We start from the raw sequence: 21,492 nt of genomic DNA on the forward strand, positions 1-21,492 counted from the left end.
GGGCCTTTCGGGGGGAGGGTGTCGTCACCAGCGGTGGTGCACGTGCGGCCGGATGCGCTCGTCGTAGAGGCGCTCGAGGTCGGCGAGCTCGGCGTCGGTCAGCGGCGGCAGGTCGGCCGCGGCGGCGTTGGACCGCGCCTGCTCCACCGAGCGGGCGCCGGGGATGACGCAGGTGACGCCGGGCTGCTGGACGACCCAGCGCAGCGCGACCTGGGCCGGCGTCCGGTCGCCGCAGATCGCGGTGAACTCCCGCGCCGCGGCGACGCCGACCTCGTAGGGCACGCCGGCGAAGGTCTCGCCGACGTCGAAGGCCTCGCCGTTGCGGTTGAAGTTCCGGTGGTCGTCGGCGCCGAACGTCGTCGACTCGGTGTACCGGCCCGACAGCAGGCCGCTGGCCAGCGGCACCCGCGCCAGGATCCCGACGCCGCGCGCGGCCGCGGCCGGCAGCAGCTCCTCCAGCGGCTTGCGCCGGAAGACGTTGAGGATCACCTGGATGCTCTGCACGCCCGGGTGCTCGAGCGCGGTCAGGCCCTCGGCCACGGTCTCCACCGAGACGCCGTAGGCCGCGATCGCGCCGTCGGCGACGAACGAGTCCAGCGCGTCGTACACCCGCTGGTCGGAGTAGACCGCGGTCGGCGGGCAGTGCAGCTGCACGAGGTCGAGGGTGTCGACGCCGAGGTTGCGCCGCGAGCGGTCGATCCAGGCCCGCAGGTTCTCCGGCGTGTACTGCTCCGCCTCGAACGGGTCGGCGCGGCGGCCGGCCTTGGTGGCCACGAACGGCCGGTCCGAGCGGGCGGCCAGCGCCTTGCGGATGCGCTCCTCGCTGCGCCCGTCGCCGTAGACGTCGGCGGTGTCGAGCAGCGTCACGCCGGCGTCGAGGGCGGCGTCGAGGACGTCGCCGGCGGTCTCCTCGTCGACGTCGCCCCAGTCACCGCCCAGCTGCCAGGTGCCCAGGCCGACGACGCTCACGTCCGCGCCGGTCCGTCCGAGGGGTCGGGTCTCCATCAGTTCTCCACCACTCCCTGAGCCACGGCAGTCCTCAGCGCCTCGAACAGGTCACCCACGGGGACGGCGCGCTGTTCCCCCGTGCGCAGGTCCTTCAGCTGGCCGACGCCGTCGGCCAGGTCGCGCTCGCCGACGACGACGGCGTGCGAGGCCCCCGACCGGTCGGCGGCCTTCATGGCGCCCTTGAGTCCGCGGTCGCCGTACACGGTGTCGGCGGCCACGCCGGCCGAGCGCAGCTGCCCGACCAGCCGGACCGCCAGCCGCTTGGCCTCGGCCCCCAGCGGGACGACGAACGCCTGCACCCCGGCGGCCGCGGCGACGTCGAGCCCCTCGGCCTGCACCGCCAGCAGCGTCCGGTCGACGCCGACGGCGTAGCCGATGCCCGACACGTCCGGCCCGCCCAGCGCCGCCGACAGCCCGTCGTAGCGGCCGCCGCCGCCGATCGCCGACTGCGCGCCCAGCCCGTTGTGCACGAACTCGAAGGTCGTCTTCGTGTAGTAGTCCAGGCCGCGGACCAGCCGGGGCGCCTCGGTCCACGTCACGCCGAGGTCGGTGAGGTGCTGGCGGACGGCGTCGTAGTGCGCCTTCGTCGAGTCCGACAGGTGGTCGACCATCAGCGGGGCCTCGTCGAGCTGGGCCTGCACCTCCGGCCGCTTGTCGTCGAGCACGCGCAGCGGGTTGATCGCCGCCCGGCGCCGGGTCTCCTCGTCGAGGTCCAGCTTCTCCAGGTAGGCCACGAGCAGCTCGCGGTACTGCGGCCGGCACGTGGCGTCGCCCAGCGAGGTGAGCAGCAGCTCGAAGTCGGTGAGCCCGAGGTCGCGGAAGCCCTGCACGCCCAGCGCCACGACCTCGGCGTCCAGCGCGGGGTCGTCGACGCCGAGCGCCTCCATGTCCACCTGCGTGAAGTGCCGGTAGCGGCCGGCCTGCGGGCGCTCGTAGCGGAACGCCGAGCCGACCGTCCACAGCTTCACCGGCAGCGAGCCGGAGTACAGCCGGTGCTCGATGAACGCCCGCATCAGCCCGGCGGTGAGCTCCGGGCGCAGCGTGAGCGAGCGGCCGCCGCGGTCGTCGAAGGTGTACATCTCCTTCGTCACGACGTCGGTGGACTCCCCGACGCCGCGGGAGAACACCGCGGTCTCCTCGAACACCGGCGTCTCGACGTAGCCGTACCCGGCCCGCCGCAGCGGCGCGGTGAGCGTGTCGCGGACGGCGAGGAACCGCGCGGAGTCCGGCGGCAGGACGTCGAACGTCCCCTTGGGCGCGGTCAGCCCGCTCACAGCCCCCGCCCCTTCGGCGCCGCCGCGCCGGCCTCGGCCAGGTAGGGGTTGGTGGCGCGCTCGCGGCCGATCGTCGTCGCCGGGCCGTGGCCGGGCAGCACCACCGTCTCGTCGTCGAGGGGCAGGACGACCTCGCGCAGGGAGGTGAGCATCGCCTCCCACGATCCCCCGGGCAGGTCCACCCGGCCCACCGAGCCGGCGAAGAGCACGTCGCCGGCGAGCAGGCCGGGGGCGTCCCCGAGGTCGAGGGAGAACACGACCGAGCCCTGCGTGTGCCCGGGCGCGTGGCGCACGGTCAGCTCGACGCCGGCCAGCGACAGCACCCCGCCGTCGTCGAGCCGGCGGACCTCCGAGGGGTCGGGCAGTCGCACACCGGTGATGAGCGGGGCGAGCGCCGGGCCGTGCCAGCGCGCGGGGTCGGAGAGCATGCCGTTGTCGTCGGGGTGGAGGTAGGCGGGGATGTCGTAGCCCTCGCAGACCGGCAGCACGGAGAAGGTGTGGTCGAGGTGGCCGTGGGTGAGCACGACGGCGACGGGCTTGAGGCCGTCCTCGGCGAGCATCCGGGCCAGCGGCTCCACCGCGTCCATGCCCGGGTCGACGACGACGCACTCCTGCCCCGGCCCGGGGGCGACGGCGTAGCAGTTGGTGCCGAAGGCGCCGGCCGGGAACGAGCGGATGAGCACCCGTGCAGGTTACGCGGGTGATCAGCGGCCCTCCGGTCCGGCAACCGGGCGCCCACAGGCACGCCGCCTAGACTCGCGCATCGACCAGCGGGCCGACCGCGGGCCGCGGCCGGGAGCCGCGGCGCGGGCCCCGCGGAACACGTCGTCCGTCCGAGGAGTGCCCGACCCCGTGCCGACCAACAAGCAGCAGCGTCTCGCCGCCCAGCGCCGCCTGCAGCGCCAGCTCGAGAAGCGCGCCGAGCTCGCCCGCAAGCGCCGCCGCAACCTGCTCGTCGTCGTGACCGTCGTCGCCGTCGTGCTCGTGGCCGGGGCGGTGGCCCTCGTGGCCGGGCTCGGCGGGGACGACGACCCGAGCGCCCAGGCCGCCGCCAGCAGCAGCTCCTCGGCCGCCACCGAGGCCACCGCGGCGCCGGCGGTCACCAACGCCGACGGCACGGTCACCTGCACCTACGCGCCCGACACCTCCGGCAACCCGAGCCTGACCGACGTCGGCACCCCGCCGGACCCGGCCTCGACGCCGGCCAGCGGCACCGTGGGACTGCTCATGTCGACCGACCAGGGCGACATCCCGCTCACCCTCGACCGCGCCGAGGCCCCCTGCGCCGCGGCCAGCTTCGCCTACCTGGCCTCCGTGCAGTTCTTCGACGGCAGCCCCTGCCACCGCGAGGTCAACCAGCCGACCTTCGGCGTGCTGCAGTGCGGCGACCCGACCGGGTCGGGCTCCGGCGGCCCGAGCTACAAGTTCGCCGAGGAGGTCACGCCGGAGACGACCTACCCGCGCGGGACGATCGCCATGGCCAACAGCGGCACGCCCGGCTCCACCGGCAGCCAGTTCTTCCTGTGCTTCGTCGACACCCAGCTCCCGCCGGACTACACCGCCGTCGGCACCGTCGACGAGGCCGGCCTGGCCGTGCTCGACACCATCGCCGCGGCGGGCAACGACGGCTCCTTCGAGCCCAGCCCCGGCGGCGGCGCGCCCAACACCCCGGTGACCATCACCTCGATGACCGTCGTCGCGTGAGGCCCGCGCGGGCGGGCGGGCTGGCCGGCGCCCTGCTGGCGCTCTCCGCCTGCACGAGCACCGTGGGCGGCACGGCGTCGCCGGTGCCCGGCGGGTCCGGTGGCGCCTCCGGCGGCGGGGACGACGGCGCCACGACGGTGGCCTGCGAGTGGGTGGCCGCCCGCTCGGGCAACCCCTACGCCGTGGAGGTCGCCCCGCCCGACGACGAGGTCCCGGCCGAGGGCACGACGGCCCTGCGGATGGCGACGAGCCTGGGCGAGCTGGTGCTCACCCTCGACCGGGCCGGCGCCCCGTGCGCCGCGGCGAGCATGGTCCACCTGGCCGGGCTCGGCTTCTTCGACGGCTCGGCCTGCCACCGCGAGGTCGACTCGGCGGGCCTGCAGGTGCTGCAGTGCGGCGACCCCACCGGCACCGGCGCCGGCGGGCCCACCTACGCCTTCCCCACCGCGGTCGACGGCACCGAGACCTATCCCCGCGGCACGGTGGCGATGGCCAACAGCGGGCAGGGCCTCGACGGCAGCCAGTTCTTCCTCGTGTGGGGCGACAGCCAGCTGCCGCCGGACTACACCGTCGTCGGCACCATCGACGACGCCGGCCTGGCGGTGCTCGACGTCGTCGCGGCCAACGGCAACGACGGGTCGCTGGACCCCTCCCCCGGCGGCGGCGCCCCCACCGTGCCGGTGACCGTCACCGCGATGACCCCGCTGCAGTGACCGACCCGTACGCCGGGTTCCCGGCGGGGTTCTTCGCGCGCGACGACGAGCAGCCGGACCCGGTGTTCTACGGCCCCCCGCGGCTGGTCACCCACATCGACGACGCCGCCATCGCCGCCGTCGGCGACCTCTACGCCGAGCTCGCCATCGACGGGTCCGCGCCGCGGCCCCGCCGGGTGCTCGACCTCATGTCCTCGTGGGTCTCGCACTTCCGCACCCCGCCGGCCGAGCTGGTGGTCCTCGGCATGAACGCCGCCGAGCTGGACGCCAACACCGCGGCGACCGAGCGGATCGTGCGGGACCTCAACGCCGAGCCCACGCTGCCGCTGCCCGACGCCGACGTCGACGCCGCGGTCTGCTGCGTGTCGGTCGACTACCTGACCCGGCCGATCGAGGTGCTCGCCGAGGCCGGGCGGGTGCTGCGGCCGGGCGGGCCGCTGGTGATCACCTACTCCGACCGCTGCTTCCCGACCAAGGCCGTGCACGGCTGGCTGGCCACCACCGACGAGCAGCACGGCGCGCTGGTCGCCGAGCTCGTCCGGCGCACCGGTCTGTTCACCGAGCCGGAGGTGTCGCTGCGCACCCGCCCCGGCCGCGGCGACCCGCTGTACGCCGTCGTCGCCCGCCGCACCTGAGGTCGGGACCCGACCCGCCATTCTCGGCCTCGTCCCGGGTCCCGCCCTGAGCTCGCGAAGGGTGGGGAGGACGGGGTCCTTCTAGGCGGTGACGCGCTCGACGTCGAAGACGCCGTCGACGTTGCGCACCGTCTGCAGCACCTGACCGAGGTGCGCCGGGTCGGCCAGCTCGAAGGTGAACCGGCTGATCGCCACCCGGTCGCGGCTGGTCTGCACCGACGCCGAGAGGATGTTGACCCGCTCGTCGGCCAGCGCCTTGGTGACGTCGGAGAGCAGCCGGTGCCGGTCGAGCGCCTCGACCTGGATGGACACGAGGAACACCGAGCCGGGCTGGCTGGCCCACTCGACCTCGACGAGCCGCTCGCTCTTGCGGCGCAGGTCGGCGGCGTTGGTGCAGTCGGTGCGGTGCACGCTGACCCCGCCGCCGCGGGTGACGAAGCCCAGGACGTCGTCGCCCGGCACCGGGGTGCAGCACTTGGCGAGCTTGGCCCAGACGTCGCTCATCCCGTGGACGACGATGCCGGGGTCGCCGCTGGCCGTCCGCCGGTGCAGCGGGCGGCGGGTGGGGATTGCGGTCTCGGCGATGTCCTCGGCCGCGCCCTCGGCGCCACCGAGCGCGATGATCAGCTTCTCGACCACCGACGAGGCGGAGATCTGGTTCTCCCCCACCGCCGCGTACAGGGCGGTGACGTCGGCGTAGCGGAGGTCCTTGGCCAGCGTCACCAGCGCCTCGCCGCCCAGCAGCCGCTGCAGCGGCAGGCCGGACTTGCGCATGGCCCGGGTCAGGGCGTCCTTGCCGGCCTCGACCGCGTCGTCGCGGCGCTCCTTGGTGAACCACTGGCGGATCTTGGTCCGCGCGCGGGAGGAGCCGACGAAGGACAGCCAGTCCTTGGAGGGGCCGGCCGTGGGCGAGCGGGAGGTGAAGATCTCGACGACGTCGCCGTTGGACAGCGTGCTGTCCAGGCTGACCAGCGTGCCGTTGACGCGGGCGCCGATGCAGCGGTGGCCGACCTCGGTGTGCACCGCGTAGGCGAAGTCGACCGGCGTCGCCCCGCCCGGGAGGCTGACGACGTCGCCCTTCGGCGTGAAGACGAAGACCTCCTGCGGACCGAGGTCGTAGCGCAGGGTCTCGAGGAACTCGCCGGGCTCCTGGGCCTCGCGCTGCCAGTCCAGCAGCTGGCGCAGCCACAGCATGTCGTCGGGCGAGCCGACCTTGGTGGCGCCGAACTCGCCGGGGCCGGGCTTGCCGCCCTGCCGCGCCTTCTCCTTGTACTTCCAGTGCGCAGCGATGCCGTACTCGGCGGTGCGGTGCATGTCGTGCGTGCGGATCTGCAGCTCGACCGGCTTGCCCTGCGGCCCGATCACCGTCGTGTGCAGCGACTGGTACATGTTGAACTTCGGCATCGCCACGAAGTCCTTGAACCGCCCCGGTACCGGCTGCCAGTGGGCGTGCATGATGCCCAGCGCCGCGTAGCAGTCGCGCACGGTGTCGACCAGGATGCGGATGCCGACGAGGTCCCAGATGTCGGTGAAGTCCCGGCCGCGGACGATCATCTTCTGGTAGATCGAGTAGTAGTGCTTGGGCCGGCCGGTGACGACGGCCTCGATCTTGGCGGCCTTGAGCTGCTCGGTGACCGACGTGGTCACCTCGGCGAGGTAGGTGTCGCGCGAGGGTGCCCGCTCGGCCACCAGGCGGACGATCTCGTCGTAGCGCTTGGGGTAGAGCGTGGCGAACGCGAGGTCCTCGAGCTCCCACTTGATGGTGTTCATGCCCAGCCGGTGGGCCAGCGGGGCGAGGATCTCCAGCGTCTCGCGCGCCTTCTTCTCCTGCTTCTCCGGCGGGAGGAAGCGCAGCGTGCGCATGTTGTGCAGCCGGTCGGCGAGCTTGATGACCAGCACCCGCGGGTCGCGGGCCATCGCCACGATCATCTTGCGGATCGTCTCGGCCTGCGCGGCGTCGCCGAGCTTGACCTTGTCGATCTTCGTGACGCCGTCGACGAGGTGGGCGACCTCCGGGCCGAAGTCGGCGCTGATCGCCTCGAGCGTCTTGCCGGTGTCCTCGACGGTGTCGTGCAGCAGCGCGGCCACCAGCGTGGTGGTGTCCATCCCGAGGCCGGCCAGGACGGTGGCGACGGCGAGGGGGTGGGTGATGTAGGGGTCGCCGCTCTTGCGCTTCTGGGCGGCGTGCGCGGACTCGGCGACGTCGTAGGCCCGCTGCAGCAGCGCGAGGTCGGCCTTGGGGTGGCTCTGGCGGTGCAGCGCGGCCAGCGGCTCGAGGACCGGGCGGACCTCGCTGCGCTGGCCGGCGACGATGCGGCGGGCCAGCCGGTCGCGGACGCGCCGCGGCCGGGGGGCGCCCTCCTCCGGCGGCTCGCTGCCGACGTCGTCGGGACGGCGGACCAGCGGGCGTGACGGCAGCGGCGCGCGCTGCTCCTCCGGCTCGGTGGTGCCGTCCGGAGCGGCCGCGGCGGGCCCCTCGGGTCGCGCGGCAGCCACGCGGGTGGCGGGCGCGTCGGGGGCCACGGCTACTCCTGCACTGCTCGCGGAGGGGCGACCCTCACCATGCTAGCCGCGCCCCCTGCGCGCGGACCCCCGCCGGGCGGGAGAGCTCCCCCTCAGGTGGTCCAGAGCGCGTGCACGGCGTGCGGCGCGATCCGCTGGCGCCCGCCGAGCGCGGCCAGCTCGATGGCCACCGACACCGCCGTCACCACCCCGCCGAGCTCCTCGACCAGCGCCACCGCGGCCGCCAGCGTGCCGCCGGTGGCGAGGACGTCGTCGACCAGGAGCACCCGCTGCCCGGCGTGCAGCGAGTCGGTGTGCATCTCGATGGTGGCGGTGCCGTACTCCAGCGCGTAGTCCGCGGCGATCCGTGCGCGGGGCAGCTTGCCGGCCTTGCGGACCGGGACGACGCCCACGCCGGCGTGCAGCGCGACCGCCGCGGCCAGCAGGAACCCGCGGGCCTCCACACCCACGACGACGTCGAAGCCGGGGTCGCCGGACGGCCCGTCGTCGGTGTGCGCGACCGCCGCCGCCCGCGGGTCGACCAGGGCCGGCGCGGCCAGCCCCTCGACCATCCGGCGGAAGGCCGGGCCGTCGGCGAACACCGGCGTCAGGTCCCGGAAGACGACCCCGGGCTCCGGGAAGTCCGGGACGTCGACGGCGAGGCCGGCGATGACCTCGTCGAGGGGCGGCAGCGCCTCGGCCGTGCTCACCGGCGCTTCTTCCCCCCACCGGGCCGCTGGGGGCGCACGCCCGGGCGCGGTGCGGCGGTGGCGCCCCGCGGGCGGGCGGCGTCGGGACCGACCGTGGCCGGGGACTCCACGACGACGTCGGCCCGCGCCGGACCCAGTGAGCCGGCGTCGCGCTCGGCGAGGGCCACCCCGCCGCGCGCTCCGCCGCGGGCGCGGCGCGCGCTGGCGACCGGGCCGGCCGCGGCGCGGGCGCCCTGGCGGGCAGCCGCCGACCGGCGGGCGAGGACCCGGCGGCGCAGGGCGATCTGCTCGGGCTCGCGCTCCTTGAGGTCGGCGACGATCGGCGTGGCGAGGAAGATCGACGAGTACGTGCCCGCCGCGAGCCCGACGAACAGCACCAGCGCGAGGTCCTTGAGCGTGCCGACGCCGAGCAGCCCGGCACCGACGAACAGCAGCCCGGCCACCGGCAGCAGCGCGATGACCGAGGTGTTGATCGAGCGCATGAGGGTCTGGTTGACCGCCAGGTTGGCCGCCTCACCCCAGGTCATCCGGGCGCCCTGGGACAGCCCGCGGGTGTTCTCGTCGACCTTGTCGAACACGACGACCGTGTCGTAGAGCGAGAAGCCGAGGATGGTCAGCAGGCCGATCACCGTCGACGGCGTGACCTCGAAGCCGATCAGCGAGTAGACGCCGGCGGTGACGATCAGGTCGTGCACGAGCGCCGCGATCGCCCCGATCGCCATCTTCGGCTGGAACCGGATGGCGAGGAAGAGCACGACGGCGACGAGGAAGACCACCAGCGCGATCAGCGCCTGGTCGGTGATGTCCTGGCCCCACTCGGCGCTCACCGACTCGGGGCTGACCTGGTTGGCCTCGACCCCGGCGGCGTCGGCGACCGCGTCCACGACGGCCCGCTCGCCGTCGTTGTCGAGCCCGCCGGTGCGCAGCAGGATCTCGCCTCCGCCGACCACCTGGGCGGAGGCGACGTCGGCCCCGGCGTCGGTGGCGGCCTCGCGGACCTGCTCGAGCTGCTCGGTGGTGCCCGGCAGCCGGAAGCTGTTGCCGCCGGCGAAGTCGATGCCGAAGTTGAAGCCGCGGAACACCATCGAGGCGATGCAGATCAGCACGATCACGGCGGTGACCTTGTAGATCAGCCGGCTGCGGCCGACGACGTCGAGGCCGGCCTCGCCGTTGTAGAGCCGGTGCGCCAGCGAGGACCGCTCGTGACGGCGGGCCGAGCCACCCTCGGCCGGCAGGTTCGCGTCGGCGAGCGCCGCGTCGTCGGCGGCCTCGGCGGCGTCCTCGGCCGCGTCGGCGCCGATGGCGCGCGCCTCGTCGGCCTCGCTGCCCACCGGCACGGGGGCGTCGGTCTCGTGCTCGCGGCTCATGCCTTGCTCCTGTCCTGCGACGCGCGGGCGCCCGACCCGGCGCCGACCAGCTGGCGGTCGGCGGGCACGGTCGGCGCGGCCGAGCGGCGGGTGCGGTCGACCCGGCCGAGCCCGGAGAACCGGCTGGTGCCGAAGCCCGGGACCCGGGCGAGCACGGCCATCAGCGGGTGGGTGAAGAGGAAGACGACGACCAGGTCCAGCACCGTGGACAGGCCGAGGGTGAACGCGAAGCCCTTCACGTCACCGATGGCCAGCCAGTAGAGGATCGCCGCGGCGAGGAAGCTGACCGCGTCGGCCGACAGGATCGTGCGGCGGGCGCGGACCCAGGCCCGCGGCACCGCGGAGCGCAGCGTCCGGCCCTCGCGGATCTCGTCCTTGAGCCGCTCGAAGTAGACGACGAACGAGTCGGCCGTGATGCCGATCGACACGATGAACCCGGCGATGCCGGCGAGGCTCAGCGTGAACCCGATCTCGCGGCCCAGCAGCACCAGGCTGGCGTAGACCACGACCGCCGACAGCAGCAGGCTGACGATCATCACCAGGCCGAGCAGCCGGTAGTAGAGCAGCGCGTAGACGAAGACCAGCGCGATGCCGATGGCACCGGCGATCAGGCCCGCCCGCAGCTGCTCGGCGCCGAGCTCGGTGGAGATCGACTGCGCGGTGGCCTGCTCGAAGGTCAGCGGCAGCGCGCCGTAGCGCAGCTGGTTGGCCAGCTCCTCGGCGCTCGCCTGGTCGAACGAGCCGGTGATCGTCGTCTGGCCGTTGATGGCGCCCTGGATGGTGGGCGCGGACACGACGCGGCCGTCGAGGGTGAAGGCGACGTTGCTGCCGACGTTGGCGGCCGTGTACCCCGCCCAGGTCGCGCGGCCCTCGGAGTTGAAGTCCAGCAGCACGACCCACTCGCCGGTGGTCTGCTGCGTGCCGGCGCTGGCGTCGGCGATCTCGGTGCCCTCGATGATCGTCGGGCCGAGCAGGTACTTGGCCGAGCCGTCCTCGCTGCAGGCGGCGACGAAGTCGTCGGGACGGGCGACCTCCACCGTGGTGTCCGTGGCGTCACAGGTGAGCGTCGCGTACTGCGCGGTCGCCTCCTCCTGCGTCACCGCGGGGCGGTCGGTGTCGAGCGCGGGGTCGCTCACCGCGCCGTCGCTGGGGGTGGCGCTGTCGCCGGCCGCGTCCGTGGGGGTGGCGGCGTCCGTGGGGGCCGCCGGGTCGGTCGGCGTCGCGCCGTCGGTGGGCGCCGCGGAGTCGCTCGGCGCCGCGGAGTCGCTCGGCGTCGCGCTGTCGGTGGACTCGGCCGGCGTGGCGGGCTCGGGGCCGGTGACGACCGGACGGAACCGCAGCTGCGCGGTCTGGCCCAGCTCGCGCGCCTGGTCGCCGTCGTCGCCGGGCACCGAGATGACGATGTTGGCGTCACCCTCGGTGACCACCTCGGCCTCGGCGACGCCCAGCCCGTTGACCCGCTGCTCGATGATCTGGCGGGCCAGCTCAAGGTCCTCGGGCGCCGGCGCCTGGCCGTCGGGAGTGCGGGCGGTCAGGGTCACCGTCGTCCCGCCGCGCAGGTCCAGGCCGAGCTGGGGGGTGCGGTCGGTGCCGGTGAAGAAGATCAGGCCGTACATGACGGCGATGATCAGGACCAGCGCGCCGAAGTAACGGCGGGCGGGCAGGGCGCGGTTGGCCACGGGTCCTCCGTCAGAGGGTCTTGCCGGACGCGCCGTCACCGGGACGGTCGTCCCGGGAGGAGGGCTCGTCCACGGCGGGGTCGACCACGGTCTCCCCCGTCACGACCGGACCGGGCACCTCGCCGGCCGGCGGGCGCACCTGGATGACGGCCGCGCGTGCGTAGGTGACGACGACACCGGGCGCGATCTGCACCTGGATGGTGGCCGGGTCGTCGAGGCCCGCCACCGTGCCGTACACGCCGCCGGCCATGGTGACCGGCACGCCGATCGCCAGGGCCGACTGCGTCTGGGTCTGCTGGCGCTTGCGCGCCCGCGCCGGGAGCACGATGAGCGCCACGAACGCCAGCGCGAGCAGGAGCAGGGGGAACAGTTCCACGACGGGAGTGCCTCTCTACCGCGACGGCTGCACGCGGTCGGTGCGGCCCCGGGTCGGGACCGCTCGGGTACGTCGGTCGTGGCGCGCGGGCACCGACCCACGCCGACACAGGACAGCGCGGCCGGGACCGGTCGGCCCGGGAGGGGCCGAGTTGCGCGCCAGCGGCGATGAGTCTAGGCGTCGAAGAGCGGTTCCGACGACGCCCCCGGGTCACGCGGGACGGCTGTGACACCCCCGAGGGGGATCCCGCCGCGCGGCACCGGGTGGCCGAGGTGCCGCCAGGCCGCCTCGGTGGCCACCCGCCCGCGCGGGGTGCGGGCGAGCAGCCCGGCGCGCACGAGGAACGGCTCGCACACCTCCTCGACGGTGCTGGGCTCCTCCCCCACCGCGACGGCCAGCGTGGACACGCCGACCGGCCCGCCGGAGAAGCGCATGACCAGCGCCTCGAGCACCGCCCGGTCCAGCCGGTCCAGCCCGAGGTCGTCGACGTCGTAGAGGGCGAGCGCGGCCTGCGCGACCGCGCGGGTGACCCGGCCGTCGCCCTCGACCTCGGCGTAGTCGCGGACCCGGCGCAGCAGCCGGTTGGCGATGCGCGGTGTCCCCCGCGAGCGGCCGGCGATCTCCGCCGAGCCGTCGTCGGTCAGCTCGACGCCGAGCAGCGCGGCGCTGCGCGCCAGGACCAGCTGCAGCTCGGCCGGCTCGTAGAACTCCATCTGCCCGACGAAGCCGAACCGGTCGCGCAGCGGACCGGTGAGCAGGCCGGCGCGGGTGGTGGCCCCGACGAGGGTGAACGGGCTGATCTCCAGCGGGATGGCCGTGGCGCCGGGCCCCTTGCCGACGACGACGTCGACGCGGAAGTCCTCCATCGCCATGTACAGCAGTTCCTCGGCGGGCCGGGCGATGCGGTGGATCTCATCGATGAACAGCACGTCGCCGGGACCGAGGTTGGACAGCATCGCCGCGAGGTCGCCGGAGCGCTCGATCGCCGGGCCGCTGGTGATCTTCACCGAGGTGCCGAGCTCGGAGCCGATGATCAGCGCGAGGCTCGTCTTGCCCAGGCCGGGCGGGCCGGACAGCAGCACGTGGTCCGGCGGCTGGCCCCGGCGCTTGGCGCCCTCGAGGACCAGCGCCAGCTGCCGGGCGACCTTGGGCTGGCCGATGAAGTCGTGCAGCGAGTGCGGCCGCAGCGCCGACTCGACCACCCGCTCCTCGTCGCCCGCCTGCGGCGAGACGCCGAAGTCGCGGCTGATGCCGGACTCCAGCTCCCCGGTCAGCGACCGGTCGAACGGGGCGCTCACGACCGGCCCAGCAGCTGCAGCGCCTGGCGCAGGAGCGAGGCGACGTCGACCCGGCCGGTGCCGGTGAGCTGCTCGTCGGCGACCGGCGCCAGCGCGGTGATCGCGGAGTCGGCCTCGCGGGTGGACCAGCCGAGCCCGACCAGCGCCGAGGACAGCTGGTCGCGCCAGGGCGCCACGGCGGTGATCGCGGCGGCACCGGCGGCCGGCGGGCCGTCGAGCTGCGTGTCGGTGGTGGTGGCGCCCAGCCGGTCGCGCAGCTCGAGGATCAGCCGCTCGGCGCCCTTCTTGCCGATGCCGGGCACCTGCATGAGCGCCTTGACGTCGGCCATGGAGACCGCGCGCCGGACCTCCCGCGGCGGGTGGATGGCCAGCACCGCCTGGGCCAGCCGCGGGCCGACACCGTTGGCGGTCTGCAGCAGCTCGAACAGTTGCCGCTCGTCGTCGTCGGCGAAGCCGTAGAGGGTGAGGGAGTCCTCGCGCACGACCAGGCTGGTGGCCAGGCGGGCGTCCTCCCCCACCGTGAGCCGGGCGATGGTGCCGGGGGTGCACTGGACCGCCAGGCCGATGCCGCCCATCTCGACCACCGCGCCGTCGGGCGAGACGGCGGCGACCCGGCCGCTGACCGAGGCGATCACCGGGACACCCCCTGCCAGCGCGGCAGCGTCCGCTGCACCACCGGCGCGCCGATGCCACCGGCGATGGCGGCGACCTTGAGCCGCTGCTGCGCCGGGCCGCGCCACACGTGGCAGACGGCCAGCGCCAGGGCGTCGGCGGCGTCGGCCGGCTTGGGGGCCGCCGCCAGGCCCAGCACCCGGGTGACCATGAGGGTGACCTGCTCCTTGTCCGCGCGGCCGTTGCCGGAGATGGCCGCCTTGACCTCGCTGGGCGTGTGCCAGGCGACCGGGCGGTCGGCCTGCGCCGCCGCCAGCGCCGCGACGCCGGCCGCCTGCGCGGTCCCGGTGGCGGTGCCCTTGTTGTTCTGGGTGAACACCCGCTCGATGGCCACGACGTCGGGCCGGTGCTCGCGCAGCAGCGCGGTCACCTGCGTGTGCAGCTCCAGCAGCCGCAGCTCCAGGTCCAGGTCCGCGGAGCTGCGGATCACGCCCACCCCGACGGCGGCCGGGCGTGCACCGGGACGGCCGTCGACGACCCCCCAGCCGCACCGGGTCAGCCCCGGGTCGATGCCGAGCACCCGCATGCCCGCTCCCCCTCTCACCGAACGCGTGTTCGACGGTCACGGTAACCGTCCCCGACGACGGGCCGGGAGCGCAACACGCCGCCCGGGCCCGCGTCCGGTGCGCGGGGAGGAGGGAGGGTCAGCCGACGTTGGCCATGACCTCGTCGGAGACGTCGTAGTTGGCGTAGACGTTCTGCACGTCGTCGCAGTCCTCGAGGGCGTCGATGAGGCGGAACACCTTGCCGGCGCCCTCCTCGTCGAGCTCGACGGTGACGCTGGGCACGAAGCCGGCCTCGGCCGAGTCGTAGTCGATGCCGGCGTCCTGCAGCGCGGTGCGCACGGCGACCAGGTCGCCGGGCTCGCAGACGACCTCGAAGGTGTCGCCGAGGTCGCGCACCTCCTCGGCACCGGCGTCGAGGACGGCCATGAGCACGGTGTCCTCGTCGACGCCGTCGGCCTGCGGCACGACGATGACGCCCTTGCGGGTGAACAGGTAGGACACCGAGCCCGGGTCGGCCATCGAGCCGCCGTTGCGGGTCATCGCGGTGCGCACCTCGGAGGCCGACCGGTTCTTGTTGTCGGTGAGGCACTCGACGAGCACCGCGACCCCGCCCGCGGCGTAGCCCTCGTAGGTGATGTTCAGGTACTCGACGCCGCCGGCCTCGGCGCCGGAGCCGCGCTTGACCGCGCGGTCGATGTTGTCGTTGGGGACGGAGCTCTTCTTCGCCTTCTGGATGGCGTCGTAGAGCGTCGGGTTGCCAGCCGGGTCACCACCGCCGGTGCGCGCCGCGACCTCGATGTTCTTGATCAGCTTGGCGAACAGCTTGCCGCGCTTGGCGTCGATGGCGGCCTTCTTGTGCTTCGTGGTCGCCCACTTGGAATGGCCGCTCACAGTGCTCCTCCGGGGTCGGGGGCGCCGGCACCGGCGCCACTGGGGACTGCCACCGCCCCGCCGACCGCGCGCCGCACGATCCCCACGAACATCTCGTGGACCCGGGTGTCCCCGGTCAGCTCGGGGTGGAAGCTGGTGGCCACGACGTCGCCCTGGCGCACCGCGACGATCCTACCGTCGGCCGGTCCGCCCTCGACCCGCCCGAGGACCTCGACCTGCGGCCCGGCCTCCTCCACCCAGGGCGCGCGGATGAAGACCGCCGACAGCGGCCCGCCGGGCACGCCCGCGAGCGGCACCCGCGACTCGAAGGACTCGGCCTGCCGGCCGAAGGCGTTGCGGCGCACCGTCACGTCGAGCCCGCCGATGGTGGGCTGGTCCGGCGGGGCGTCGAGCAGCCGGTCGGCCAGCAGGACCAGCCCGGCGCAGGTGCCGTAGACGGGCAGCCCGCCGCGGACGGCCTCGCGCAGGGGCTCCAGCAGGCCGGTCCGGACGGCGAGCTTCGCCATCGTCGTCGACTCCCCGCCCGGCAGGACCAGCCCGTCGACGGCGGCCAGCTCGGCCGGGCGCCGCACCGGGACCGCGTCGGCGCCGAGGGCGGTCAGGACGGCGAGGTGCTCGCGGACGTCGCCCTGCAGGGCCAGCACGCCGACGACGACGGGCCGGGACCCCGCCGACGGGGACACGGCAGGAGGGGACACGGCAGGGCGGTTCACGGGCCGGCCGCCCGCTGCGAGCTCCAGGTCAGCAGCCGCTCCAGCGGGCCGCGCCCCAGCCGCAGCCGCCACACCGTGGCCAGCAGCACGGCGCTCAGGCTGAACCGCACCCACAGCCCCCAGTCGGCGGCGTAGTCGGCGTCCACCACGCGGATGGCGACGATCTGCGCGGTGTAGACCGACAGCGCCAGGGCGCCCACCGAGGCGAGGGGGAACGTCAGCCGCGGCAGCACGTCGGCCAGCACCAGGCACACCCCGATGACGGCGACGGCGAACCCGCCCGAGCCGACCACCTCGAACGGTGTGCTGCTGTGCGGCTCCGCCCCGGCGAACCAGGCCGGGTCCCACGTCCCGGAGGAGCCGAAGCCGGCCTCGATCCCCGCGAGCCGCTCCCCCGGCGCGAACTCTCGGGTGCTGAGTCGGCCGCCGAGGTAGCCGAGGACCGCGGCGGCGGCCCCGCCCGCGACCAGGCCCGCGCGCAGCCGGGCCGATCCCAGGTCCGACCGGCCCACCGCCATCCCGACCAGCACGAAGGCCAGCCAGACCGCTGCCGGGTAGTGGCCGGTGAACAGCAGGAACGCGAAGGCGCCGTCCGCCTCGCCGCGGGCGGTGGCGTACCGCCCGACCGCGAGGGCGAGCGGCGGGCCGGCCAGGGCGACGACACCCGCGGCGAGCAGGAGCCGGGCCGGCGGCCAGCGCAGGAAGGGCAGCGCGAGGACGAAGAGCACCGCGTAGACGCCGAGGATGATCGCGACGAAGGTGTCGAGCAGCTCCAGCACCCCGCCGATGGCGAACACCCAGGCCGCCCGGACCAGCACGCGGGTGCGGGCCCGGGCGAGGTCGTGCCCGTCGAGGCGGGTGCGGCCACCGGACAGGAGCGCGACGGAGATCCCGGCCAGCGTCGCGAACAGGATCGACGACCGGCCGTCGACGAGCGCCCGCCACGTGGCCGGCTCCCAGCCGAGGTCGCCGGTGTCGCCGAGGTGGGCGCCGAACATGCCGAGGACGGCGAGCCCGCGGGCGAGGTCGAGGCCGCCGATCCGCCGTCCGGGGACGGCGTCCGGCCCCGGACCGGCGGGCGCGCCGGTGCGCTCGGGAGCCTCCCGCTGCGCCGTCACGCACTCACCAGCCGCGGGAGGCGAAGCGCTGCGACTCCGGGAGCGTGTCCACGTTGATGCCGACCATCGCCTCGCCGAGACCGCGGGAGACCTTCGCGATCACCTCGGGGTCGTCGTGGAAGGTCGTCGCCTGGACGATCGCGGCGGCGCGCTGGGCGGGGTCGCCGGACTTGAAGATGCCCGAGCCGACGAAGACGCCCTCGGCGCCCAGCTGCATCATCATCGCCGCGTCGGCGGGGGTGGCGATGCCGCCGGCGGTGAACAGCACGACCGGCAGCTTGCCGGCGCGCGCGACCTCGACGACCAGGTCGTGCGGCGCGCGCAGCTCCTTGGCGGCGACGAACAGCTCGGTCTCGTCGAGGGTCGCCAGCCGGCGGATCCCGGCTCGGATCGCCCGCATGTGCCGGGTGGCCTCGACGACGTTGCCGGTGCCGGCCTCGCCCTTGGACCGGATCATCGCCGCGCCCTCGGAGATCCGGCGCAGCGCCTCACCCAGGTCGGTGGCGCCGCAGACGAACGGCACGGTGAACGCGTGCTTGTCGATGTGGTGCGCCTCGTCGGCGGGGGTGAGCACCTCGGACTCGTCGACGTAGTCCACGCCGAGCGTCTGCAGCACCTGCGCCTCGACGAAGTGGCCGATGCGGGCCTTGGCCATCACGGGGATGGACACCGCGTCGATGATCCCCTGCACCATGTCGGGGTCGCTCATCCGCGCGATGCCGCCCTGCGCGCGGATGTCGGCGGGCACCCGCTCGAGCGCCATGACGGCGACCGCGCCGGCGTCCTCGGCGATGCGGGCCTGCTCGGGCGTGACGACGTCCATGATCACGCCGCCCTTGAGCTGCTCGGCCAGGCCGCGCTTGACGCGCGCGGTGCCGGTGGTGGGGACGGCGGGGACGTCGGCGTGCGTCACGGAGAGCTCCAGGGATCGGCCCCGCGGGTCCGTCCTGCGGGTCCTCCCACCGTAGTTCCGCCGGGGACCTGCTCAGCCGCGCGGGACCCCGGCTCCCAGCGGAACGGCGTCCAGGCCGTCCTCGACGTCGAAGAAGCGCGGCAGCGGGCGGTCGGCGTGCAGCCGCATCAGCCGGGGCAGCCGCCGCGTGCGCAGCATCGCGGTGTCGCGGACGGCGTCGTTGTAGAAGCGCCGGGCCAGGCCCATGCGCGCGTCGGCCTCGGCGAGGTCGGCCAGCAGCTCCCGCGGCACCCCGGGCACGTCCGGCGGCAGCGCCCGCAGCTCCCGGCCGAGGGCGTTCTCCGCCAGCTCGCGGTCCCAGGCCGGCGTCTCGCGGGCCTCGTACGCGGCGGTCTTCAGCCGGCTCGCGCGGTCCTCACCCAGCGCGGCGCTGTAGCCGGACGCGAGGTCCTCGGCGAGCGCGGCGCGGTGCCGGAGCCGGTCGTCGAGCACCGCCCGGGCGCGGGCGACGCGGGCCTCCAGACGCCGCAGCCGGGTGAGCGTCCAGGCCGTCCAGGCGGCGAGCAGGAGCACGACGACGCCCACGGCGAGCAGCAGCCAGGCGTCGGGCGTCACGACCGGTCACGCTAGCGCCGGACGCGCCGCAGCAGGGAGGGCAACACCCCGTCAGTGGGAGCGGTCACCCCGGCCACCTCTGCCCACGCCTCGTCGTCGGTGGCGGTCACCTCACCGGCACCGGGCAGCACGACGGTCTCGTAGACGGCGAGCACCCGTCGGGCGACGACCTGCCAGTCGTAGGCGGCCGCCGCCTCGCGGCCGGCCGCCGACAGCGCCGCCCGGCGGGCGGGATCGGCGAGCAGGTCCGACAGCGCCCGAGCCAGCGCAGCGCTGTCGCCGCGCCGGACGAGCACCCCGGCGGTGCCGTCGGCGAGGACCCGGGAGAAGGCGTCGAGGTCGCTGGCCACGATCGGCGCGCCGGCGGCCATCGCCTCGATGAGGACCACGCCGAAGGACTCGCCGAGCAGGTTGGGCGCGCAGTAGACGTCCACCGAGCGCAGGAAGGCGGCCTTGTCGGCCTCGGAGATCTCCCCGAGCAGCGCCACGTGCGCGCGCAGGTCCTCCGCCAGGCCCCCGCGCAGCGCGTCGGGGTCCCCGCGGCCGGCTACCAGCAGCCGGGCGCCGGGGTGCTCGCGCAGCAGGGTGCGCATGGCCTCCAACAGCACCGGCAGGCCCTTGCGCGGCTCGTCGTAGCGGCCGAGGAAGCCGATGGTCGGCCCGTCGACACCGCGCTCCACGCCGGGCAGCGTCGGCCCGTCGGCGAAGGGGTCCACGTGCACGCCGTTGGGGATGATCACCGCGTCGCCGCCGAGGTGCTCGACCTGCACGCGGCGGGCGAAGTCGGAGACGGCGATCCGGCCGGTGATCTTCTCCAGCCACGGCCGCACGACCGGCCCCCACGCGGCCAGCCACTTCGACCGCACGGTGGCGGCGTGGAAGGTGGCCACGATCGGCCCGGTGGCGATCATGCAGACCAGCAGGCCGATCGACGGCGGCGCCGGGTCGTGCACGTGGACGACGTCGAAGTGCCCCTCGCGCAGCCAGCGGCGCACCCGGGACGCCGAGACCGGCCCGAACTGCACGCTGGCCATCGAGCCGTTGTAGGGGACCGGCACGGTCCGCCCCGCGAAGGTGACCCACCGGTCGGGCAGCGACTCCTCGTGCTCGGCGGGGGTCAGCACCTCCACGTGGTGGCCCAGCCCGCGCAGCGTGTCGGCGAGGTCGCGCACGTGGTACTGGACGCCCCCGGGGACGTCCCACTGGTACGGGCAGACCAGGCCGATGCGCATCAGCGGCGCTCCCCCGCGGGCGGGTCCGGCGGCACATCGGCCCAGATCCGGCCGAGCACGTGCCAGTCCTCGGGGCGGACGGCGAGGTCGGCGGTGAACGCGTCGGCCACGCCCTGCATGCCCGAGGCGACCCGGTCGCGCAGCCGGCCCGGGCCGTCGACGCGCACCTCGGGCCGGATGACGAACTCCCACCCGCGCTCGGTGAAGCGGCAGATCGCCGGGTGCAGGGCGGCGCCGGTCTGGGCGGCCAGCAGCGCGGGGCCGGCGGGCATCGTCGTCGGCCGGCCGAAGAGCTCGACGGGCACCCCGCTGGGCCCGAGGTCGCGGTCGACGACCAGGCAGCTGAATCCGCCGCCGGCCAGCCACTCGCGCAGCACGGCGGAGCTGGGCCGCTCTCCCCCGGTCAGCGGGAGCACGTGGATGCCGAGGGACTCCCGGTACTCGAGGAACCGCCGGAAGAGCGACTCCGGCTGCAGGCGCTCGGCGACGGTCGCGAACGGCCCGCCGAGCCAGTCGACGAGCCACACGCCGGCGGCGTCCCAGTTCCCGCTGTGCGGCAGGGCCGCGATGAGGCCGCGGCCCTCGGCCCGGGCGCGCTCGAAGTGCTCGACGCCGGAGTGGACGGTGTCGGCGACGATCCGCTCCCGCGGCAGCCGCGGCAGCCGGAAGGCCTCCTGCCAGTAGCGGGCGTAGGAGCGCAGCGCCCGGGCGGTGAGCGCGTCGAGCTCGTCGTCGGCCAGCTTCCCGCCGGTGGCCACCCGCAGGTTGGCCTTGAGCTGGCGGGCGCCGCGGCCCGCGCGGCCGGCGGCGTACCGCCCGGCGGCGTCGAAGGCGCCACGGGCCACCGGCTCGGGCAGCCGCTGCACCGCCTGCCAGCCCGCCGCGTACCCGAGGTCGGTGAGCCGGGCTGTGGCCCGGGCCCGCAGACCGCTCACGAGGCGGGGGCCGACGGCGTCAGCGACCGGCCCTGCGCGCCCCGGCGCACGGCGACCACGCGCTGGGCGACGGTCACCGCGCCGCCCACCACGAGCAGCCACAGCCCCACGTCGACGGCGTACGGCAGGCCCAGGCCGGTCAGCCCGGTCCCGGTGAGCACCAGGATCAGCCGCTCGGTGCGCTCGACCAGCCCGACGTCGCACGGGATCCCGACGCCCTCGGCGCGGGCCTTGATGTAGCTGGTCAGCACCCCGAGGACCAGGCCGACGAGGGCGAGCAGCGCGAGCAGCCGGTCGTCACCGGCGCCGGTGTACCACCAGACCAGCGCCCCGAAGACGGCGGCGTCGACGGCGCGGTCGCAGGCCGAGTCGAGCACCGCGCCGAACGCCGAGCCGCCACCGCGGGCCCGCGCCAGAGCGCCGTCGAGCATGTCGAGCAGCACGAACAGCGTGACGGCGAACGCGCCCCAGAACAGGACGCCGTGCGCGATGAGCCCCACGGCCGCGGCGATGGCGCCGACCGTGCCGGTGACGGTGATCGCGTCCGGCGTCACCCCGGCCCGCGCCAGCCGCGACACCACCGGTGCCCAGAACCGGCCCACGGCCGCCCGGGCGCCCGCCCCCAGCACGG

Annotated in this window: 22 protein-coding genes; 3 read left to right on the forward strand and 19 right to left on the reverse strand. The window is 75.1% G+C overall.

Annotated elements, in window-relative coordinates:
* Positions 1–24: 24 nt before the first annotated feature.
* From FN207_RS09490 to FN207_RS09500, 3 genes are read right to left on the reverse strand one after another with little or no spacing between them, the layout of a single operon-like run.
* Positions 25–1,005 (reverse strand): aldo/keto reductase, encoded by a 981-nt coding sequence (locus tag FN207_RS09490; protein ID WP_142458275.1) that lies wholly within the window; start codon positions 1,003–1,005, stop codon positions 25–27.
* Complete coding sequence (gene hisS, locus FN207_RS09495; RefSeq protein ID WP_142458276.1) at positions 1,005–2,282, reverse strand: histidine--tRNA ligase; 1,278 nt, start codon at positions 2,280–2,282, stop codon at positions 1,005–1,007. Before hisS ends, FN207_RS09490 begins: the two co-directional genes overlap by 1 nt.
* The gene (locus tag FN207_RS09500) at positions 2,279–2,965 is read right to left on the reverse strand and encodes an MBL fold metallo-hydrolase (protein ID WP_142458277.1); all 687 of its coding nucleotides are present in this window, start codon (positions 2,963–2,965) and stop codon (positions 2,279–2,281) included. The genes hisS and FN207_RS09500 overlap by 4 nt, the downstream gene beginning before the upstream one ends.
* A gap of 169 nt (positions 2,966–3,134) precedes the next feature.
* Between FN207_RS09500 and FN207_RS27290 the strand changes: the two genes are divergently transcribed.
* From FN207_RS27290 to FN207_RS09515, 3 genes are read left to right on the forward strand one after another with little or no spacing between them, the layout of a single operon-like run.
* Positions 3,135–3,986, forward strand: a complete 852-nt coding sequence (locus tag FN207_RS27290; RefSeq protein WP_185938268.1) for a peptidylprolyl isomerase — start codon at positions 3,135–3,137, stop codon at positions 3,984–3,986.
* Positions 3,983–4,699 (forward strand): peptidylprolyl isomerase, encoded by a 717-nt coding sequence (locus tag FN207_RS09510; RefSeq protein WP_142458279.1) that lies wholly within the window; start codon positions 3,983–3,985, stop codon positions 4,697–4,699. Before FN207_RS27290 ends, FN207_RS09510 begins: the two co-directional genes overlap by 4 nt.
* Positions 4,696–5,334, forward strand: coding sequence for a class I SAM-dependent methyltransferase (locus FN207_RS09515; RefSeq protein ID WP_142458280.1), 639 nt, complete (start codon positions 4,696–4,698; stop codon positions 5,332–5,334). The genes FN207_RS09510 and FN207_RS09515 overlap by 4 nt, the downstream gene beginning before the upstream one ends.
* 81 nt (positions 5,335–5,415) lie before the next feature.
* On the opposite strand, the gene FN207_RS09520 is transcribed toward FN207_RS09515, so the two are convergent.
* From FN207_RS09520 to pgsA, 16 genes are all read right to left on the reverse strand, one after another.
* Complete coding sequence (locus tag FN207_RS09520) at positions 5,416–7,857, reverse strand: RelA/SpoT family protein (RefSeq protein ID WP_142458281.1); 2,442 nt, start codon at positions 7,855–7,857, stop codon at positions 5,416–5,418.
* A 92-nt stretch (positions 7,858–7,949) separates the two neighbouring features.
* A complete protein-coding gene (locus FN207_RS26670; RefSeq protein ID WP_281282135.1) occupies positions 7,950–8,546 on the reverse strand; it encodes an adenine phosphoribosyltransferase in 597 nt (198 codons plus the stop codon).
* A complete protein-coding gene (gene secF / locus FN207_RS09525; RefSeq protein WP_221888126.1) occupies positions 8,543–9,913 on the reverse strand; it encodes a protein translocase subunit SecF in 1,371 nt (456 codons plus the stop codon). Before secF ends, FN207_RS26670 begins: the two co-directional genes overlap by 4 nt.
* Positions 9,910–11,592 (reverse strand): protein translocase subunit SecD, encoded by a 1,683-nt coding sequence (secD, locus tag FN207_RS09530; RefSeq protein WP_142458282.1) that lies wholly within the window; start codon positions 11,590–11,592, stop codon positions 9,910–9,912. The genes secF and secD overlap by 4 nt, the downstream gene beginning before the upstream one ends.
* Positions 11,593–11,602: 10 nt before the next feature.
* The gene (locus FN207_RS09535; RefSeq protein WP_142458283.1) at positions 11,603–11,968 is read right to left on the reverse strand and encodes a preprotein translocase subunit YajC; all 366 of its coding nucleotides are present in this window, start codon (positions 11,966–11,968) and stop codon (positions 11,603–11,605) included.
* Between the two features lie 173 nt (positions 11,969–12,141).
* Positions 12,142–13,266, reverse strand: coding sequence for a Holliday junction branch migration DNA helicase RuvB (ruvB, locus tag FN207_RS09540; RefSeq protein WP_142458284.1), 1,125 nt, complete (start codon positions 13,264–13,266; stop codon positions 12,142–12,144).
* On the reverse strand, positions 13,263–13,901 hold the full coding sequence (gene ruvA, locus FN207_RS09545) for a Holliday junction branch migration protein RuvA (protein WP_142458285.1): 639 nt from the start codon (positions 13,899–13,901) through the stop codon (positions 13,263–13,265). Before ruvA ends, ruvB begins: the two co-directional genes overlap by 4 nt.
* Positions 13,898–14,464, reverse strand: coding sequence for a crossover junction endodeoxyribonuclease RuvC (gene ruvC / locus FN207_RS09550; protein WP_142458286.1), 567 nt, complete (start codon positions 14,462–14,464; stop codon positions 13,898–13,900). The genes ruvA and ruvC overlap by 4 nt, the downstream gene beginning before the upstream one ends.
* 118 nt (positions 14,465–14,582) lie before the next feature.
* The gene (locus FN207_RS09555; RefSeq protein WP_142458287.1) at positions 14,583–15,335 is read right to left on the reverse strand and encodes a YebC/PmpR family DNA-binding transcriptional regulator; all 753 of its coding nucleotides are present in this window, start codon (positions 15,333–15,335) and stop codon (positions 14,583–14,585) included.
* A complete protein-coding gene (gene pdxT, locus FN207_RS09560) occupies positions 15,332–16,018 on the reverse strand; it encodes a pyridoxal 5'-phosphate synthase glutaminase subunit PdxT (protein ID WP_142458288.1) in 687 nt (228 codons plus the stop codon). The genes FN207_RS09555 and pdxT overlap by 4 nt, the downstream gene beginning before the upstream one ends.
* A gap of 26 nt (positions 16,019–16,044) precedes the next feature.
* The gene (locus tag FN207_RS09565; protein WP_221888127.1) at positions 16,045–17,166 is read right to left on the reverse strand and encodes a heparan-alpha-glucosaminide N-acetyltransferase domain-containing protein; all 1,122 of its coding nucleotides are present in this window, start codon (positions 17,164–17,166) and stop codon (positions 16,045–16,047) included.
* Positions 17,167–17,170: 4 nt separating this feature from the next.
* Positions 17,171–18,079 carry a pyridoxal 5'-phosphate synthase lyase subunit PdxS gene (gene pdxS / locus FN207_RS09570; RefSeq protein ID WP_142458289.1) on the reverse strand — a complete coding sequence of 303 codons (909 nt, stop codon included), beginning with the start codon at positions 18,077–18,079 and terminating at the stop codon, positions 17,171–17,173.
* A gap of 72 nt (positions 18,080–18,151) precedes the next feature.
* The gene (locus tag FN207_RS09575; RefSeq protein WP_142458290.1) at positions 18,152–18,694 is read right to left on the reverse strand and encodes a type 2 periplasmic-binding domain-containing protein; all 543 of its coding nucleotides are present in this window, start codon (positions 18,692–18,694) and stop codon (positions 18,152–18,154) included.
* A gap of 11 nt (positions 18,695–18,705) precedes the next feature.
* Positions 18,706–19,926 carry a glycosyltransferase family 4 protein gene (locus FN207_RS09580; protein ID WP_142458291.1) on the reverse strand — a complete coding sequence of 407 codons (1,221 nt, stop codon included), beginning with the start codon at positions 19,924–19,926 and terminating at the stop codon, positions 18,706–18,708.
* Positions 19,926–20,861 (reverse strand): phosphatidylinositol mannoside acyltransferase, encoded by a 936-nt coding sequence (locus FN207_RS09585; protein WP_142458292.1) that lies wholly within the window; start codon positions 20,859–20,861, stop codon positions 19,926–19,928. Before FN207_RS09585 ends, FN207_RS09580 begins: the two co-directional genes overlap by 1 nt.
* Entirely contained in the window at positions 20,858–21,490 is a 633-nt protein-coding gene (pgsA, locus tag FN207_RS09590) for a phosphatidylinositol phosphate synthase (RefSeq protein ID WP_142458293.1), read from the reverse strand. Before pgsA ends, FN207_RS09585 begins: the two co-directional genes overlap by 4 nt.
* Positions 21,491–21,492 lie beyond the last annotated feature (2 nt).

The organism is Geodermatophilus aquaeductus (genome assembly GCF_900182545.1).
GTDB classification, from domain to species: domain Bacteria; phylum Actinomycetota; class Actinomycetes; order Mycobacteriales; family Geodermatophilaceae; genus Geodermatophilus; species Geodermatophilus aquaeductus.